The organism is Rhodobacter sp. P1_C2 (genome assembly GCF_056406375.1).
Genome location: NZ_JBFUAG010000008.1, coordinates 21,791 through 37,579, shown reverse-complemented (window position 1 = coordinate 37,579; position 15,789 = coordinate 21,791). Strand labels below are relative to the sequence as shown.

15 protein-coding genes are annotated in these 15,789 nt (G+C 66.8%); 8 read left to right on the top strand and 7 right to left on the bottom strand.

Going from position 1 to position 15,789, the window contains the following annotated elements; genetic code table 11:
- Positions 1–8: 8 nt before the first annotated feature.
- The 3 genes from AC1DZT_RS15015 to AC1DZT_RS15005 all read left to right on the top strand — a co-directional run bounded on the left by AC1DZT_RS15015 (position 9) and on the right by AC1DZT_RS15005 (position 4,306).
- Entirely contained in the window at positions 9–737 is a 729-nt protein-coding gene (locus tag AC1DZT_RS15015) for an SDR family oxidoreductase (RefSeq protein WP_478007452.1), read from the top strand.
- Positions 738–2,348: an FGGY-family carbohydrate kinase gene (locus AC1DZT_RS15010; RefSeq protein WP_478007451.1), complete on the top strand. Its 1,611-nt coding sequence runs from the start codon at positions 738–740 to the stop codon at positions 2,346–2,348.
- Between the two features lie 221 nt (positions 2,349–2,569).
- A complete protein-coding gene (locus AC1DZT_RS15005) occupies positions 2,570–4,306 on the top strand; it encodes an adenylate/guanylate cyclase domain-containing protein (RefSeq protein ID WP_478007450.1) in 1,737 nt (578 codons plus the stop codon).
- A 25-nt stretch (positions 4,307–4,331) separates the two neighbouring features.
- On the opposite strand, the gene AC1DZT_RS15000 is transcribed toward AC1DZT_RS15005, so the two are convergent.
- The 3 genes from AC1DZT_RS15000 to AC1DZT_RS14990 form a co-directional block, all read right to left on the bottom strand.
- Positions 4,332–5,192 (bottom strand): sigma-70 family RNA polymerase sigma factor, encoded by an 861-nt coding sequence (locus AC1DZT_RS15000; protein ID WP_478007449.1) that lies wholly within the window; start codon positions 5,190–5,192, stop codon positions 4,332–4,334.
- A complete protein-coding gene (locus AC1DZT_RS14995; RefSeq protein WP_478007448.1) occupies positions 5,182–5,655 on the bottom strand; it encodes a carboxymuconolactone decarboxylase family protein in 474 nt (157 codons plus the stop codon). The genes AC1DZT_RS15000 and AC1DZT_RS14995 overlap by 11 nt, the downstream gene beginning before the upstream one ends.
- 230 nt (positions 5,656–5,885) lie before the next feature.
- A complete protein-coding gene (locus AC1DZT_RS14990) occupies positions 5,886–6,713 on the bottom strand; it encodes a hypothetical protein (RefSeq protein ID WP_478007447.1) in 828 nt (275 codons plus the stop codon).
- A 145-nt stretch (positions 6,714–6,858) separates the two neighbouring features.
- On the opposite strand from AC1DZT_RS14990, the gene AC1DZT_RS14985 reads away from it, so the two are divergent.
- From AC1DZT_RS14985 to AC1DZT_RS14975, 3 genes are read left to right on the top strand one after another with little or no spacing between them, the layout of a single operon-like run.
- Entirely contained in the window at positions 6,859–7,407 is a 549-nt protein-coding gene (locus tag AC1DZT_RS14985; RefSeq protein ID WP_478007446.1) for a PepSY domain-containing protein, read from the top strand.
- Positions 7,408–7,431: 24 nt separating this feature from the next.
- Positions 7,432–8,091, top strand: a complete 660-nt coding sequence (locus AC1DZT_RS14980) for a response regulator transcription factor (RefSeq protein WP_478007445.1) — start codon at positions 7,432–7,434, stop codon at positions 8,089–8,091.
- On the top strand, positions 8,091–9,440 hold the full coding sequence (locus AC1DZT_RS14975; RefSeq protein ID WP_478007444.1) for a sensor histidine kinase: 1,350 nt from the start codon (positions 8,091–8,093) through the stop codon (positions 9,438–9,440). The genes AC1DZT_RS14980 and AC1DZT_RS14975 overlap by 1 nt, the downstream gene beginning before the upstream one ends.
- Before the next feature lie 310 nt (positions 9,441–9,750).
- Here the strand turns inward: AC1DZT_RS14975 and AC1DZT_RS14970 are convergent, their stop codons facing one another.
- From AC1DZT_RS14970 to AC1DZT_RS14955, 4 genes are all read right to left on the bottom strand, one after another.
- Positions 9,751–10,830, bottom strand: a complete 1,080-nt coding sequence (locus AC1DZT_RS14970) for an ABC transporter ATP-binding protein (protein WP_478007443.1) — start codon at positions 10,828–10,830, stop codon at positions 9,751–9,753.
- 57 nt (positions 10,831–10,887) lie between these two features.
- Positions 10,888–11,709, bottom strand: a complete 822-nt coding sequence (locus AC1DZT_RS14965; RefSeq protein WP_478007442.1) for a carbohydrate ABC transporter permease — start codon at positions 11,707–11,709, stop codon at positions 10,888–10,890.
- Complete coding sequence (locus tag AC1DZT_RS14960) at positions 11,706–12,572, bottom strand: carbohydrate ABC transporter permease (RefSeq protein WP_478007441.1); 867 nt, start codon at positions 12,570–12,572, stop codon at positions 11,706–11,708. The genes AC1DZT_RS14965 and AC1DZT_RS14960 overlap by 4 nt, the downstream gene beginning before the upstream one ends.
- Before the next feature lie 67 nt (positions 12,573–12,639).
- Positions 12,640–13,974: an extracellular solute-binding protein gene (locus AC1DZT_RS14955; RefSeq protein ID WP_478007440.1), complete on the bottom strand. Its 1,335-nt coding sequence runs from the start codon at positions 13,972–13,974 to the stop codon at positions 12,640–12,642.
- A gap of 104 nt (positions 13,975–14,078) precedes the next feature.
- On the opposite strand from AC1DZT_RS14955, the gene AC1DZT_RS14950 reads away from it, so the two are divergent.
- Entirely contained in the window at positions 14,079–14,849 is a 771-nt protein-coding gene (locus AC1DZT_RS14950; protein ID WP_478007439.1) for a GntR family transcriptional regulator, read from the top strand.
- 3 nt (positions 14,850–14,852) lie between these two features.
- On the top strand, positions 14,853–15,761 hold the full coding sequence (locus tag AC1DZT_RS14945; RefSeq protein ID WP_478007438.1) for an ROK family protein: 909 nt from the start codon (positions 14,853–14,855) through the stop codon (positions 15,759–15,761).
- The last annotated feature ends 28 nt before the right edge of the window (positions 15,762–15,789 follow it).

Genomic DNA, 15,789 nt, shown 5'->3' with positions numbered 1-15,789 from the left:
AGACGAAAATGTCGGAAGAACTGAACGGCAAGGTGGCCGCCGTGACCGGTGCCGCCTCTGGCATCGGGCTGGAATGCGCCCGCAGCATGCTGCGCGCCGGGGCGACGGTGTTTCTGGTCGACCGGGCCGAGGACAAGCTGCGCGCCCTCTGCGCCGAGCTTGGCCCCAAGGCGCGCCCGCTGGTCGTGGACCTGATGTCCCCCGCCTCGGTCAACGCGATGCTGCCCGCGATCCTGGCCGAGGCGGGCCAGCTCGACATCTTCCACGCCAATGCCGGCGCCTATATCGGCGGGCCGGTGGTGGAGGGTGACCCCGATGTCTGGGACCGCGTGCTGAACCTCAACGTGAATGCCGCCTTCCGCTCGATCCATGCCGTGCTGCCGCATATGGTCGAACGCGGGACGGGGGATATCCTCGTCACCTCCTCGATCGCGGGGCTGGTGCCGGTGGTCTGGGAGCCGATCTACACCGCCTCGAAATTCGCGGTGCAGGCCTTTGTCCATACGGTGCGGCGGCAGGTGTCAAAGCATGGCATCCGGGTCGGCGCCGTCTGCCCCGGCCCGGTGGTGACCGCCCTTCTGGACGACTGGCCCAAGGCCAAGATGGAAGAGGCCCTCGCCAACGGCAGCCTGATGCAGCCCATCGAAGTGGCGGAGGCGGTGTTGTTCATGCTGACCCGCCCGCGTAACGTGACGATCCGGGATCTGGTGATCCTTCCCAACAGCACGGACCTTTGAATGTATCTCATCGGCATTGATGTCGGCACCGGCAGCGCCCGCGCAGGTGTGTTTGACAAGGCGGGCAGGATGCTGGGCACGGCCAAGGCCGAGGTGACGATCTGGCGCGCGGCGGGTTCCATCGTGGAACAGTCCAGCGACCAGATCTGGGCCGCCGTCTGCACCGCCGTGCGTGGCGCCGTGGCCGAAGCCGGGATCGATCCGGCCGAGGTCACCGGCATCGGCGTCGATGCGACCTGCTCGCTCGTGGTGCTGGGGCCCGATCATGCGCCGCTGCCCGTCTCCTCCGACAATCCGCAGCGCAACATCATCGTCTGGATGGACCACCGCGCCACCGGTCAGGCCGAGCGGATCAATGCGATCGGCCATGACGTGCTGCGCTATGTCGGCGCCTTGATCTCGCCCGAGATGGAGACGCCCAAGCTCCTCTGGCTGAAGGAGAACCGCCCGCAGGTCTTTGATGCGGCGTGGCAATTCTTCGACCTCGCCGATTTCCTGACCTGGCGGGCGACAGGCTCGCTTGCGCGGTCGACCTGCACCCTGACCTGCAAATGGACCTATCTGGCCCATGAACGCCGCTGGGACCCCGGCTATTTCGCCGCAATCGGCCTTGGCGCGCTGGCCGATGAGGGCTTTGTCCGGATCGGTGCCGAAGTGGTCGAACCGGGAACGCCGCTGGCCAGGGGGCTGACGGCAGAGGCGGCGCGCGACCTTGGCCTGGCTGAGGGCACCCCGGTCGCCGCCGGGCTGATCGACGCCCATGCCGGCGGGCTGGGCACCGTGGGGGCGGTCGGGTCGGACCCGACGCAGAACATGGCCTATGTCTTCGGCACCTCCTCCTGCACCATGACCACGACGGCAGAGCCGGTCTTCGTGCCGGGCGTCTGGGGTCCCTATTTTTCGGCCATGCTGCCCAACATGTGGCTGAACGAGGGTGGCCAGTCGGCGGCGGGGGCCGCCATCGACCATCTTCTGACCCTGCACCCCGCCCATGCCGAGGCCGCAGCCCTCGCCCGGGCCGAGGGTCTGCCCCTGCCGGTCTGGCTCGCCAATCGCGCGATGACGCCCGATCTGTCCGAAGCGGTGCATCTGGCAGCCGGCCTGCATGTGGTGCCCGAGTTTCTGGGCAACCGCGCCCCCTTTGCCGACCCCAATGCCCGCGGCCTGATCGCCGGCATCGGCATGGGCAGCGACATCGACAGCCTGATCGCCCTCTATATCGCCGGGCTCTGCGGGCTGGGCTATGGCTTGCGCCAGATCATCGACACCCAGGCCAGCCACGGCGCGCCGATCCGGCGCATCCTGATCAGCGGCGGCGCCGGCAGCCATGACCTCGTGCGCCAGATCCTCGCCGATGCGACCGGTGTCCCGGTCCTGAACACCGCGGCGGAAGAGCCGGTTCTGCTTGGCTCTGCCATCCTCGGCGCGGTCGCGGGCCGTCACTTTGCCGATGTCCAAAGCGCCATCGCCGCGATGTCGCACGAAAGCGGCAGCTTCGCCCCCGCCACCGGGGCCGTGCGGCAGCGCCACGATCTGGGCTTTGCCGCCTTCGAGACGCTGCAGAAGGCCGCAAGGGCCGTGGCGCGCGCCGCGCAGCCAGAGGGTCACTGACCACACAGGGGCGCGCAGGGTACGCCCCTGCCCGCCCCCCACGCCTCCCTGACGGGTGGCGCCCAGCCCTGCGGTCGCGGCCTTTTCGCGCAGCAGAACCCCGCGCCGGGGCGATATCCCTTTGCCCTCCTCTCATTCGCAGGATACGCGGCGCGGAAGCGGTGTTATTGTCGCTGCAGCTTCTTCGGGTTCATTTCAGGCCACCGACCCCAGGATTGGATATGTGCGCAGGGACTGTCGAACGTCGGCTTGCCGCCATTCTTGCGGCGGATGTGGTGGGATACTCCCGGATGATGGGGGTCGATGAAGAACGCACCCTTGTCGCGCTGAACAGCCACCGCCGCGACTTCTTCGACCCCGTGATCGCCCGGCACGGCGGACGCATCTTCAAGGCGATGGGCGACGGGTTCCTGGTCGAGTTCAACTCGGCCGTCAATGCCGCCACCTGCGCGCTGCAGATCCAGACCGGCATGGCCGAGCGCAACCAGGGCGTGCCGCAAGACCAGCGGATCATCTTCCGCATCGGCGTCAACCTCGGCGATGTCGTGGTGGAAGGCGGCGATCTGCACGGCGATGGCGTCAATATCGCGGCCCGGCTGGAGGGGCTGGCCGATCCGGGCGGCATCCTTCTGTCCGCCAATGTCCATGACCAGGTCAAACGCCGCATCGACGCGCAGTTCGAGGATCTCGGGCCGCAGCTGCTCAAGAACATCGCCGAGCCGCGGCGGGTCTTCCGGATCAGGATGGAGCCCTTGGCGGCCGCGCCTGAGCCCGAGGCCCTGACCCTGCCCGAGGGCCCCTCCATCGCGATCCTGCCCTTCACCAACATGAGCGCCGACCCCGATTACGAATATTTCGTCGATGGCCTGACCGAGGATCTGATCACCGACATCTCCCGCGTGCCCGGCCTCTTCGTGATCGCGCGCAATTCGGTCTTTGCCTACAAGGGCAAGGCGATGGACGTGCGCCGGATCGCGCGCGAGCTGGGGGTGCGCTATCTTCTGGAAGGTTCGGCGCGCCGTTCGGGCGGGCGGGTGCGGATCAACGCGCAGCTGATCGACAGCCTCGGCGGCGGGCATCTCTGGGCCGAACGCTTCGACCGCCAGCTCGACGACATCTTCGATCTGCAGGACGAGGTCAGCGCCCGGATCAGCAGCGCGCTGGTCGGCCAGCTGGTCGCCCCGCCGCCGCGCAACCGCCCCAAGACGACCGAGGCCTATGATCTGTGCACAAGGGGCCGGGCGCTGGCGGAATCCGCCTTTGGCCTCGGTGATGCGATGCGCGAGGCCATCGTGCTGCTGGAACAGGCGCTTGACCTCGACCCCGATTATGCCGAGGCCTGCCGCTGGCTGGCCATCGCGCGCAGCGATGCCTGGAACCACGGCAATATCCCGGTCGACACCCGCCGCGGCACCGTTCTGGACCTTGCCAGGCGGGCGGTCGACCTTGACCCCAACGATTCCCAATGCCACGCCACCTATGCCCTCTTGCTGGATTACGCCGGCTTCTGGGAGGCCTCGCAGCGCGAACACGAACGCGCGCTGGAACTCGACCCCAACAATGCCGACGGGATGGTGATGTATGGCGATTTCCTGCTGTTTGCCGGGGCGCATGACAAGGCCGAACAGCTGGTCCAGCGCGCCCTGCGCATCAACCCCTTGCCGCCGGCCTGGTATTTCATGGCCAAGGGCAAGACCGAATATGCCCTTGGCCGCTATGACGCGGCGGTCACGACCCTGCGCAACCCGGTGACCTACCGCACCGCCTCGCGCCGCTATCTGGCCGCGAGCCTGGCCCAGCTCGGCCAGATCGAGGAGGCGCGGCGCGAGGCCGCCCTCTTCATGGCCAGCAACCCGATGTTCACCATAAGGCACTGGGTCTCCTCGACCCATTTCAAGGATGCCGCGACCAAGGCGCATTTCATCGCGGGCTACCGCCTGGCCGGGCTGCCGGACTAGGCGCGGCGCCCCGGCTGGCGCCGGGTCAATGGCGGATCACCCCGTCCAGCTTGTCGGGGTTGCGGGTGATGTAGATGGCGGTGATGCGGCCCTCCTCGATCTGCAGGGCGGTGGTCTGGGGATGGCCGTCGACGCGGCTGGCAAAGCCGGGCAATCCGTCGATCCGCAAGGGCGCGATCAGCTCCATCCGCGCGCCGAACTTGCGCGACCAGCCCTGGAACAGGCGGATCAGGTTCTCCGCCCCCACGATCACATTGGGATAGGAGGTGACCTTGCCGCCGCCATCGGCGTGGAAGGTGACCCCCTCGGCCAGCATCGCGCCAAGGGCCGCCGCATCGCCCGATTTGCAGGCCGCAAAGAAGGCGCGGGCCAGGGTCTCGGCGGCATCGCGCGGCAGGTCATAGCGCGGGCGGTCGATCTGCACATGCGCCCGGGCACGGGCGGCAAGCTGGCGCGTGGCGGCCGGGCTGCGTTCCAGCGTGACGGAAACCTCCTCCAGGCTCTGGCCGAAGACGTCGTGCAAAAGGAAGGCCGCCCGCTCCAGCGGCGACAGGCGTTCCAGCGCCATCATCAGGGTCAGGGTCAGGTTGTCGGGCCGCATGGCATCGTCCTCCGGCTCGATCAGCGGTTCGGGCAGCCAGGTGCCGGGATAGGTCTCGCGCCGGGCGCGGGCGGATTTCATCTGGTCGAGGCAAAGCCGCGAGACGATCCGCGTGAGCCAGGCGCCGGGTTCGCGCACCGCAGCCTGATCGCTGCCCTGCCAGCGCAGCCAGGCCTCCTGCACCACATCCTCGGCATCATGGCGCGAGCCGAGCATGCGGTAGGCCAGACGCAGCAGCCGGGGCCGTTGCGCCTGGAAGATCGCGGTGCCGGGATCAGGCGGCATGGGCCCGGGCCGCAGGCAGATCTTCGGGATGCGCCGCGCGGAAGCCGACCTGCACCCGGTTCCAGAGGTTGATCGCGCCAATCGCCAGCGAGAGCCAGGCCCGCTCCTCCTCGGTGAAGGCCGCCACCACCGCCTGCCAGTCTGCATCGGGGGCGCCGCTTTGTTCCAGCCTTGTCAGCGCCTCGGTCCAGGCCAGGGCTGCGCGTTCGCGGGGCGTATAGATCGGGCTTTCCCGCCAGGCGGGGAGCATGTGCAGCCTGAGCGGCGTCTCGCCATCCTTCAGCGCCTCGGCGGTGTGCATGTGGATGCAGAAGGCGCAGGCATTGATCTGGCTGGCGCGCAGCTTGACGAGGTGCAGAAGGCTGTGCTCCAGCGGGCTGGCCTTGATCGCGGCCTCAAGCGCGAACAGCGGTTTGAAGCCGGTCTCGGCACGTTTGATAGCGTCGGTCATGCGGGGGGTCATCGGTCTCTCCAGGTTCATCTGACATGAGGATGACGCGGTGGAGAAGCCGGATGTGACATGCCCGGCGCATTTTCATGCGAAATCTTTTGCGGTTCGCGGGGGGCGAGGAAAGCGGCCAAGGTCTGCGCTTGACGGCGGCCGTCCCGCAAGAGGCGCCAAGGCAAGCCCAAGAATAGGGGGCGCAGTTGCCTGCGCCCCCCGGGGCCGGTTCACGCCGAGGGAGACGAAACCTAAAGCCCCAGCTCGCGGCGCAGTTCGGCCAAAGCGGCATCGCTCAGCGTCCGCCCGCCCGAGGCGGTGTCGAGCGACTGCTGCTCGGTCGCGACATCGGCGTCATAGCTGGTCTGGTCGGCCGTCACTTCCTGCGCCAATGCGTCGAGATTGGTCTCGTAGGTCTCGGCCTGCTGCAGCTCGTCGGCAAGGGCCGTGGTATCGGTCATCTGCGATTCCAGATTGGCCTTGTCCGCATCATAGGTCGAGGAGTTCGGGTCGAGCGCGTCGATCTGGTCCTGCAGCGAGGCATTCGCCGCATTGGCCGCGTCGATCTGGCCCTGCAGCTCGGTCGACGTCGGGCCGGTATAGCTGCCAAGATAGTCGTTATAGGCCTTCATGCTGGCCTCAAGCTCGGCGGCCTGCGTGCTCGTCGCGAGCGCCGCCTCGCGGTAGGCGTTGATGCGGCCAAGGTGGCTGTTCGGCGGGGCATTTTCCAGCGCGGTCAGGCTGGCATGGGCGGCGTTCAGCCCCTTCAGCTCGCTATGGACCGAGCCGTGACCCGCGGCACCATTGGCGCTGCTCTTGCCGCTGTTGCCGCCCTGCGAACCGGCCGCGCTGCCGCCGGCGGAATTGCCCGAGGCGCCGTTGGAGGAATGGCCACCGCCATTGCCGCCGCCGTTCCCACCGCCATTGCCGTTGCCGCCGCCATTGCCATTACCGCCACCCTTGCCGGACTCGGCCATGGCCGCATCGGGCGCCACGACATAGACCGCCGCCGTCATCCCCGCCAAAGACAGGATCGCAATGGAAGAGGCCGTCACGAGGCCTGCGAATTTCTGTTTCATCGGATCTTCTCCTTTTGTGCCGCTGTCACGCGGTTCGCGGCCCCAGGCCACGAATCAATGGCATCACCCTAGACGAGCGGGCTTGAACCCAGAGCGAACAGCCCGTTCATCGACGGTTCACCATGGTTCTGCTATGACGGGTTCCATGCGAGTCCCCTTTGCCCCTGCTCTCTTGTCTGCTGCTCTGCTGGCCTCTCCCGCATTGGGCGAGGCCTTCAAGGAACTCTCGCGGCCCGAGCTGCGCCTTTTGCTGGACAGGGGGGCGGCCGAAGACCCGCGCCGCGCGATGGCAACCGCGCTGGATCAGGCGCGGGGCGAGGTTCTCGACATAAGGGCGTTTCAGGGATCGGCGCTCTATTACCGGGTTCTGGTGAAAAAGCCTGATGGCCAGGTGGTCTCGGTCGTGATCGACGCCGACAGCGGGTCGCTGCTTGCGTCAAGCTCGACCCTGGCCTCCAGCGTCAATGCGGCGGCCAGCACCGTGGGCGCGAGCGCCTCGGCCAGTGCGGCGAGCGCCAGCAATGCCAAATCGAACGGCAATGCCGGGGGCAATTCATCGAGCAGCGGCAGTTCGGGCAGCAACGGCAATTCCGGCAGCAATGGCAACTCGGGCGGCAACGGCAACTCCGGCGGCAATGGCAATTCGGGCGGCAATGGCAATGCCGGGGGGAATGGCAATGGCCGCGACAAATAGCCCTCCCCGCGGACGGAGCGCCCGATGCGCCTGCTGATCGTGGAGGACGAGCCGACCCTGGCCGAGCAGATCCGCCGGGTCCTGCAGGCCGAGGGGCGCGTGGTCGATGTGGTGCATGACGGCGTGCAGGCGGCCCATCTGGGCGAGGTGGAACCCTATGACGCCATCGTGCTCGACATCGGGCTGCCGGGGCGCGACGGGCTTTCGGTGCTGAAGGAATGGCGGGCCGGCGGGGTGACCACCCCGGTCCTGATCCTGACGGCGCGGGATGGCTGGTCCGAACGGGTGGACGGGCTGGATGCCGGGGCGGATGATTACCTGACCAAACCCTTTCACATGCCCGAGCTTTCGGCCCGCCTGCGCGCCATGCTGCGCCGCGCGACCGGGCAGACCAACCCGGTCTTCGAAAAGGATGGCGTCGTTTTCGACAGCCGGACCAGCCGCACCATGCTCGAAGGCCTGCCGGTCGATCTTACGGTGCAGGAGACGGCGGTGCTGTCCTACCTGTTCCACCACGCGGGCCGACTCGTCTCGCGCACCGAATTGTCCGAACATATCTATGCCCATGACAGCGACCCCGATTCCAACACCATCGCCGTCTTCGTCACCCGGCTGCGCAAGAAGCTCGGGGCCGGGCTGATCCAGACGGTCCGTGGCGCAGGCTATACGATCGGCCGCGACTGATGGGGTCGCTGCGCCGCCGCGCCCTGATCAACGCGGTGATCGCGGCGGCACTGTCGGTGGCGGTCGTCTCGCTCGCGCTCTTCGCCTATATCGACGCGGTGACGCTGAAACGCTTCGACCGCGAGCTGGAGGACCGCCACGCCCAGCTTGTCGTGGCCCTGAGCGACACGGCCCGCGATCAGGCGGCGCTGGAGAAGGTGCTGATCGACCCGGCCTACCAGCGGCCCTATTCCGGCCGCTACTGGCAGACCGAGGCTGCGGACGGCACGGTCTATACCTCGCCCTCGCTGATCGGGGCCGTGCTGGCCGCCCCGACCCAACCCTCGGATCACCTGACCAGCTGGAACGGCCCCGCCCCCGATGGCGGCGCCTTGCGCGGCATGCAGCAGAATATCACCCTGGCGGATGGAACGGTCTGGACGGTGACGGTGGCCGAAACCCTGACCGACCTGCTCGCCGAACGCAGGGACACGCGCAACAGCCTGTTGATCGCCTTCGGCATCGTGGTGGCCTTCGGCCTGGTCAGCGCCTGGCTGCAGATGGCGGTCGTCCTGCGCCCGCTGCGGCAGCTGCGCGAAGAGGTCGCCTCGCGGTGGGAGCGGGATGCCCGGCTCGACCCGCAGGATTACCCTTCCGAAGTGGCGCCGCTGGTTGGCGACATCGACCTGCTCCTCGCCCGCAACAAGGAGACGGTGGCCCGCGCCCGCCGCCAGGCCTCGGACCTCGCCCATGCGCTGAAGACGCCCGCGGCGATCCTGCGCAACGAACTGGTTTCGCTGCAGGAAACCGGGCAGGAGGTCGCCCCGGCACTGGATGCGCTGGACCGGCTCGATGCGCAGCTGAGCCGCTCGCTGGCCCGGATGCGCGCCATCCACTCGGCCGAGGGGGTGGGCGGGCCGATCAACCTCGCACAGACGGTGGAGCGGCTGGCGCGGCTGTTCGGCGCCATGTGCGCGCGCCAGGGCAAGCGGCTGGAGATTGCGACCGCCCCCGAGTTGCAGGTCCGGATGGACCCGCAGGATCTGGAGGAGGTGCTGGGCAACCTTCTGGACAATGCGCTGAAATGGGCCGGCACGACGATCCGGCTAAGCGCCTGGTCCGAGGCGGGCGGCGTGGCGCTTTGCGTCGAGGACGACGGCCCCGGCATCCCCGAGGCGGCGCGGGCGCGCGTCCTCGAAAGCGGCGCGCGGCTGGACATGTCGGTGCCGGGCGCCGGACTCGGGCTGGCGATCGCGACCGATCTGGTCATCGCCTATGGCGGACGGCTGCAGCTGGGCACCTCGCCCCGCCATGGCGGACTGTCTGCCACGATCCACCTGCCCTCCCATGCCGGGCTGCTGCGCGGCTGAAGCGCCGCCCGATTCTGACGCGGGTTTGCAAGGCCGGGCCTCGGCTGCATCGTCAGGGTGTGGCGAAAGGCTGCGCCGAGGTGCGGGAGATTGTGCAGGGGTCTTCGCCGTCCTCCAAAGAAGCCGGGCCGCCTGTTGAACCTCTCGCGCACAAGCCGGCTGCGGGGTGGAGAGAGGAGACGTCATGGCGGAAGGGGCGCGACGGTGGTCTAAGTCATCTCCCTGAAGTGCCCCAGGATGTGCAGACGCTTTGCGCCCTGACTGTGCGGCAAGGAGGCCGGGATGGGGACAAGCAACGACAGCGGCCCGTTCACGCCTCCAGTTCGATCCGGGTTCCGGTTGCGGCATCGAACAGATGCAGGCGCGATTGCGGCAGGGTGAGTGTCAGGCCCTCCCCTTCCCTGGGGCAGTCATAGCGGTCCGCGATCCGCAGGGTGATCGGCCCGAGCGCGGTTTCCGTGAAGACAAGGTATTCGTGGCCGAGGTTCTCGGTGACCTTCACCGTCGCGGCAAGGGTCAGCCCGCCGTGATCGCCGACCTCGATATGTTCCGGGCGGATGCCCACGACGACCCGGGGCGGCAAGGGCCGCGCCGAGGTCAGGGTCTGGCCCGCGATGACGAGGCCCCCGGCACGGGCATCGACCTCGAACGTGTTCATCTTGGGCGAGCCGATGAAGCGGGCCACGAAGAGGTTCGCCGGTTTGCGATAGATCGTGTCGGGCGCATCGAACTGCATGAGATTGTGGGTGCCGGTGACGCCGATCGGGGCCAGAACGGCGATGCGGTCGCCCATGGTCATCGCCTCGACCTGGTCATGGGTCACATAGATCATCGTGGCGCCGAGGTTCTTGTGCAGCTGGCGCAGTTCCAGCCGGATCGAGGCGCGAAATTCGGCGTCGAGGTTCGACAGCGGTTCGTCGAACAGGAAGACCTTGGGATTGCGGACGATGGCGCGGGCCAGGGCCACGCGCTGGCGCTGCCCGCCGGAGAGTTTGCCCGGGCGCTTGGACAGATGGTCGGTCAGGCCGACCATGCGGGCCACGTCCTTGACCGCGCTCTCGATCCTGGCCGGGTCGACCTTGCGGATCTTCATGCCGAAGGCGATGTTCTCGGCCACCGTCATGTTGGGGTAAAGCGCGTAGTTCTGGAACACCATGGCCACGTTGCGCGCCGCAGGGTCGGCGTCCGACACCTGATCCCCGCCGATGAAGACATCGCCCGCGGAGCGCTCCTCCAGCCCCGCGATCAGCCGCAGGATGGTGGATTTGCCGCAGCCCGAGGGGCCGACGAGCACGGTGAACTCGCCATCGGCAATCTCCATGTTCAGCGCCTTGACCACAGTGGCCATGCCATAGGAAATGTCGATGTTGCGAAGCGAAACGGTGGCCATGTGGCTCTCCTGACGGCTGAAGGGCGGGGTGATGCGGCAGCGCCGGATCTGAACGGGTTATTTCACCGAACCGAGGCTCAGCCCCTGGACGATGTGGCGTTGCGCCAGGATGGCGAACAGGGCCATCGGCAGGATCACGATGATCGAGGCGGCCGACATCGCCCCCCAGTCGATCGAGGCATAGCCGCGGAACCCCGCCACGGCGAGGGTGACGGTCTGGGCCTTGCTGAAGGTCAGGGACAGGGCGATGGTCAGCTCGTTCCACATCTTGATCGCGTTCAGGATCGCGGTGGCGGCCAGGCCCGGTGCGGCGATGGGCACATAGATCTTCCAGATGATCTGCCAGGTCGTCGCCCCTTCCAGCCGGGCGGCCTCGGCCAGGCTCGCGGGGACATCGGCGAAAAAGGCGCGGACCAGCCAGATGGTGAAGGGCAAGGTGAAGATCTGGTAGATGATCGCAAGCCCGATCACCGTGTCGTAAAGGCCGATCTGCTGATAAAGCACATAGACCGGGATCACGAAGAGGAACTCGGGCAGCATGTAGGAGATCAGAAGCCAGACCAGGATCGCCTTGCGCCCCGGCACCTTGCGCTGGTTCAAGAGATAGGCCGCCGGAATGCCGATGGCAAAGGCCAGAAGGTTGCCCAAGGCGCAGACCATGACCGAGTTCAGGAAGGCCCCGGAAAAGCCGCTGGTCGACCAGGCCTTGACGAAATGCTCCCAGACCGGGGTGAAGATCCAGACGGGCGGCATGGCGAAGGCATCGTCGCGGGTCTTGAGGGCGATCATCGCGATCCACAGGATCGGGAAGAACGACACGACGGCGGCGGTGAGGGCCACCGCGTAGCGGGCCGCCTGGGGGATGAGTTTCGGCGTCACGATGCGTCCTTCTCTTCGGTGTCAAGCCGCAGATAGGCCAGACAGAGCACCAGGATGATCAGCGAAAAGACCACGGAAATCGCAGCGGATTCGCCAAATCGGTGGAATTTGAAAGCGGTCTGGTAGGCCAGCGTCTGCACCACTTCGGTGGCGCGCAGGGGTCCGCCGCCGGTGGTGCCGAAGATGATGTCGAAGACCTTCAGCGTGTCGACGGTGCGGAAGATGATGACGGTGATCAGGACCGGCTTCAGCATCGGCAAGGTGATGAACCGGAAGGTCTGCCAGGCGCTTGCGCCTTCCAGGCGGGCGGCCTCGAAGGGCTCGGCGGGCAGGCCCTTGAGGGCCGAGGACAGGATGATGAAGGTGAAGGCGGTCTGCCACCAGGTGTCGATCATGATGATCGAGGGCATCGCCGTGGGCACGGTGCCAAGCCAGGCCGGGCCCGCAATGCCGATCAGCGACAGGCCGTAGTTGATGATCCCCTGGGTCGGGTCCAGCAGCACCTTCCAGACCAGCGACACCGCGATCCCCGACACCATCAGCGGCATCAGAAGGATGGTGCGGATCAGCCCGGCGCCGCGCGTCAACCCGTTGATCGCCAGCGCGAGGCCAAGGCCCAGAAGCGTCTCGATCACCACGGCGGAAACCGAGAACACCAGCGTGTTCAGGAAGGCGCCGCGGTACTGCGCCTTGGTCAGGACCGTGACGAAATTCTTCAAACCGACGAAGTTGCTGGTCTTGCCCCAGTTCCAGTCGGTGAAGGACAGGCAGATCGAATAGATCACCGGGTAGAATGTATTCAGCGCCAGCACCGTCAAAGCCGGAACCAGAAGCCAATAGGGACTGAAGGCCTTGCGTTGCATCGCACTTTCCTGCCTGAAACCACTTGGAACCCGGGCGGCAGCGGATGCGCCGCCCGGGCTCGACCCATTACTGGAAGGTGCCGGCAAGATCGTCCTGCAGGGCATTGGTCGCATCCTGCGGATCGGTGCCGCCGGCGATCTGCTGGATGGTGTCGACGATCTTCAGGACCACTTCGCTCCACCCCTCGCGGAAGACCGAGGTCGGGCGGGTGTGCTGCATCTGGGTCTGCACCGCCGCGATATAGTCAGGGTTCAGCGCGGCCTTGTAGCCGGCATCGGCCCAGGACGACAGGCGCGGCGCGCCGCCGGTCAGTTTGCCGAATTCGGTGGTCATCGCCTTGCCGGTCGCCCATTGCACGAACAGCCAGGCCGCATCCTTCTTGGTCGAGTTCTTCGGGATCGACAGGCCCCAGGCCCAGTGCCCGCTGTAGCCGATGTCGCCGGCCGAGGGCGGCAGGGGCGCATAGCCGACCTTGCCCGCCACTTTCGACGAGTCGGGCGATTCAAAGCTGGGCCCGAAGACCGAGGCATCGACGAAGAAGGCGGCATGGCCATCGGCGAAGAAGCGGCTGGCATCTTCCCAGCCATAGGACATGACGCTGGGCGGACCGGCCTTCAGAAGGCCCGCATAGTAGGACAGGCCCTTGGTGATCTTGGGGTCGTTGAAGCGCGGCTTCGCCCAGTCGCCATCGAACCAGACATTCTCCGGCAGCTTGACCGGCGCATCGCCCCAGGCGTCGAAGACGATCCCGGTCATCGTATCGACCAGCTCGGCCGACAGCTTGCCGCGCATCGTGGCGCCGAAATCCTGGCCGCCACCCGCCGCCGAAACCTTGGCGGCGGCGGTCATCAGATCGTCCATCGTGGCGGGAACCGTGCCGCCGAGGTACTTGGCCACCAGATCCTTGTTGTAAAACAGGATATAGGCCTCGAAAGAGATCGGGATCGCGTAAAGCTGGGCCGCCGGGTCACCGACGGGAAAGCTCGCCCCGGCGCGGAAGCCTGCCGGGAAATCTTCAAGGTCATAGCCCACGTCGGTCTTGGCGGCGTCGGCGATATAGGGGCTGAGCGGTTCCACCGCATCTGCGCCGTACTGTTCGAAGATCGCCGAATCCATCTGGATCATATAGGCATCGGCCACGGGTTCGGTCGAACGGACGGCCAGGTTCATCCGGTCGCTGTAAAGATCCTCGGCAAAGGCGCTGAGGTTGACCTTGATTCCCGTCGCGGCCTCGAACTCGGGCAGATGGGCGCGCAGACCGTTGGTCCAGGGGTTCTCGCTGACCATGACGGTGATGTCCTGACCAGATTGCGCTTTCCAATCAAAGGCAAAGGCGGGCGCCGCCAAAGTCGCCAGCGCCAAGGCCTGCGCCAGAAGTCTTCCATACTTTCGTGCGGTCATTTTTTGATCTTCTCCCCGGGCTGGTGTTCGTTGTTCACTTGTATTAACAAGCGCACATGCTAATGTCGAGTCAAGAGATTCGACAGCCTGGCCGGAGGATTTGGATGACCGAGAACAGTTTTCGCAGGATGGGGATCCGTCGCACCGGCGGCGCGCCGATGTATGCGCAGGTGTCCGACATCCTGGCCGCCGAAATCGAAAGCGGCGCGCGGCAGGAGGAAGGGCCACAACTCCCCTCCGAAAGCGCCTTGGCGCAGGAATTCAAGATCTCGCGCGTGACGGTGCGTCGCGCGCTGAAACGGCTGGAGGCGCGCGGGCTGATCTACAGCGAACAGGGCCGGGGCTATTTCAAGACGGCCAGTCGCATGGGCGGGGTCTCGGGCTTTCACAGCTTCACCCGCGAGGTTCAGAAGGCCGGCGACACGCCCGGCGCCGAAGTGCTGGAGGCCGGGATCGTGGATCACCTGCCGCCCGGGATGCAGGCGCATCTGAAGGTGCAGAACCCGGCCAATGTGGCGCTGTTTCACCTCAAGCGCATCCGCACCATCAACGGCAGCCCCGTGGCGCTGGAAGACGCCTATCTTCCGGTGAACATGTATCCCGGGATCGAGACGCTGAACCTCAGCGAAGGCTCTCTCTACAGCCAGATCGAGGCGCGCTGGGGCATCGTGCCGACCTGGACCGACGCGCTGTTCGAACCGGTCGCCGCATCGGAAGACCAGGCCAAGGCGCTGCAGATCCCGGTCGGAAGCCCGCTTCTGTCGGTCTGGCGCGTCACGATGACAGAACATGACCAGGTCATCGAATATGTGAAATCCACCTATCGCGGTGGGGATTTCATGCTGCATGTCAGCCGCTATCGCCTGTCGGATTGACGGATGCAGCAGGACCTTTTCATCGGCCTCGACATCGGCGGCGGCAGCACCAAGATCGGCCTGGTCACGGCCAATGGCACCATCCTGGCCCGCCAGCGTATTCCCGTGGTCGAGGGCGCCTCCTTTGACCAGATCCTCGCCGCCTATGGCGCCTCCATCGAGGCCCTGCTGGCCGGGGCCCAGATCGCCGGGATCGGCATCGGCTATCCGGGCCATCTTCTGCCTGACCTTGCCACGGGTGCGAACAGCAATGTGCCGGCCCTCGACGGGGGGCCGATCGTCGAAACTCTGGCCCGCCGCTTTGGCTGCAGGGTCCGGATGGTCAATGATGCCGATGCCGGTGCCATCGCCGAATACCGCTTCGGGGCGGGACAGGGTGTCCAGCGTCTGCTGTTGATCACGGTGGGCACGGGGATTGGCGTTTCGCTGGTCGTGGAGGGCGCGCCCTTCAACGCGGCCAACGGCACCCTGGGCGATGCGGGCCATGTCGTTCTGGTTCCGGAAAACCCGGTGCGCTGCCGCCAGGGCTGTCTTGGCTGCCTTGAATCCGTAGCCTCGGGCGACGCGATCGAGCGGCGGGCGCTCGATCTGTTCCCCAAGGCCACCGAAGGCACGGCAACCGCCTCGCTGGTCCGCGCCGCCATCGCGGGGCAGCCCGCGGCCACCGCGATCATCACCGAGGCCGGCCGCTGGATCGGCATGGCCGCCGCCACTTGGTGCAACATCTTCGCGCCGGACCGCATCCTGATTGGCGGCGGCATCAGCGCGGTCGGCGCGGGTCTCGTCACCGCCATCCGCGACGAAGCGCAGCGCCGCGCCATGCCCTACAACCTCCGCCACACCGATTTCGCCCTTGCCGGGCTTGGCAACGATGCCGGGATCATCGGCGCGGCGACCGTGGTCATGTTCTGACCTTATCCCACCCGACCGGCCCCGCGCG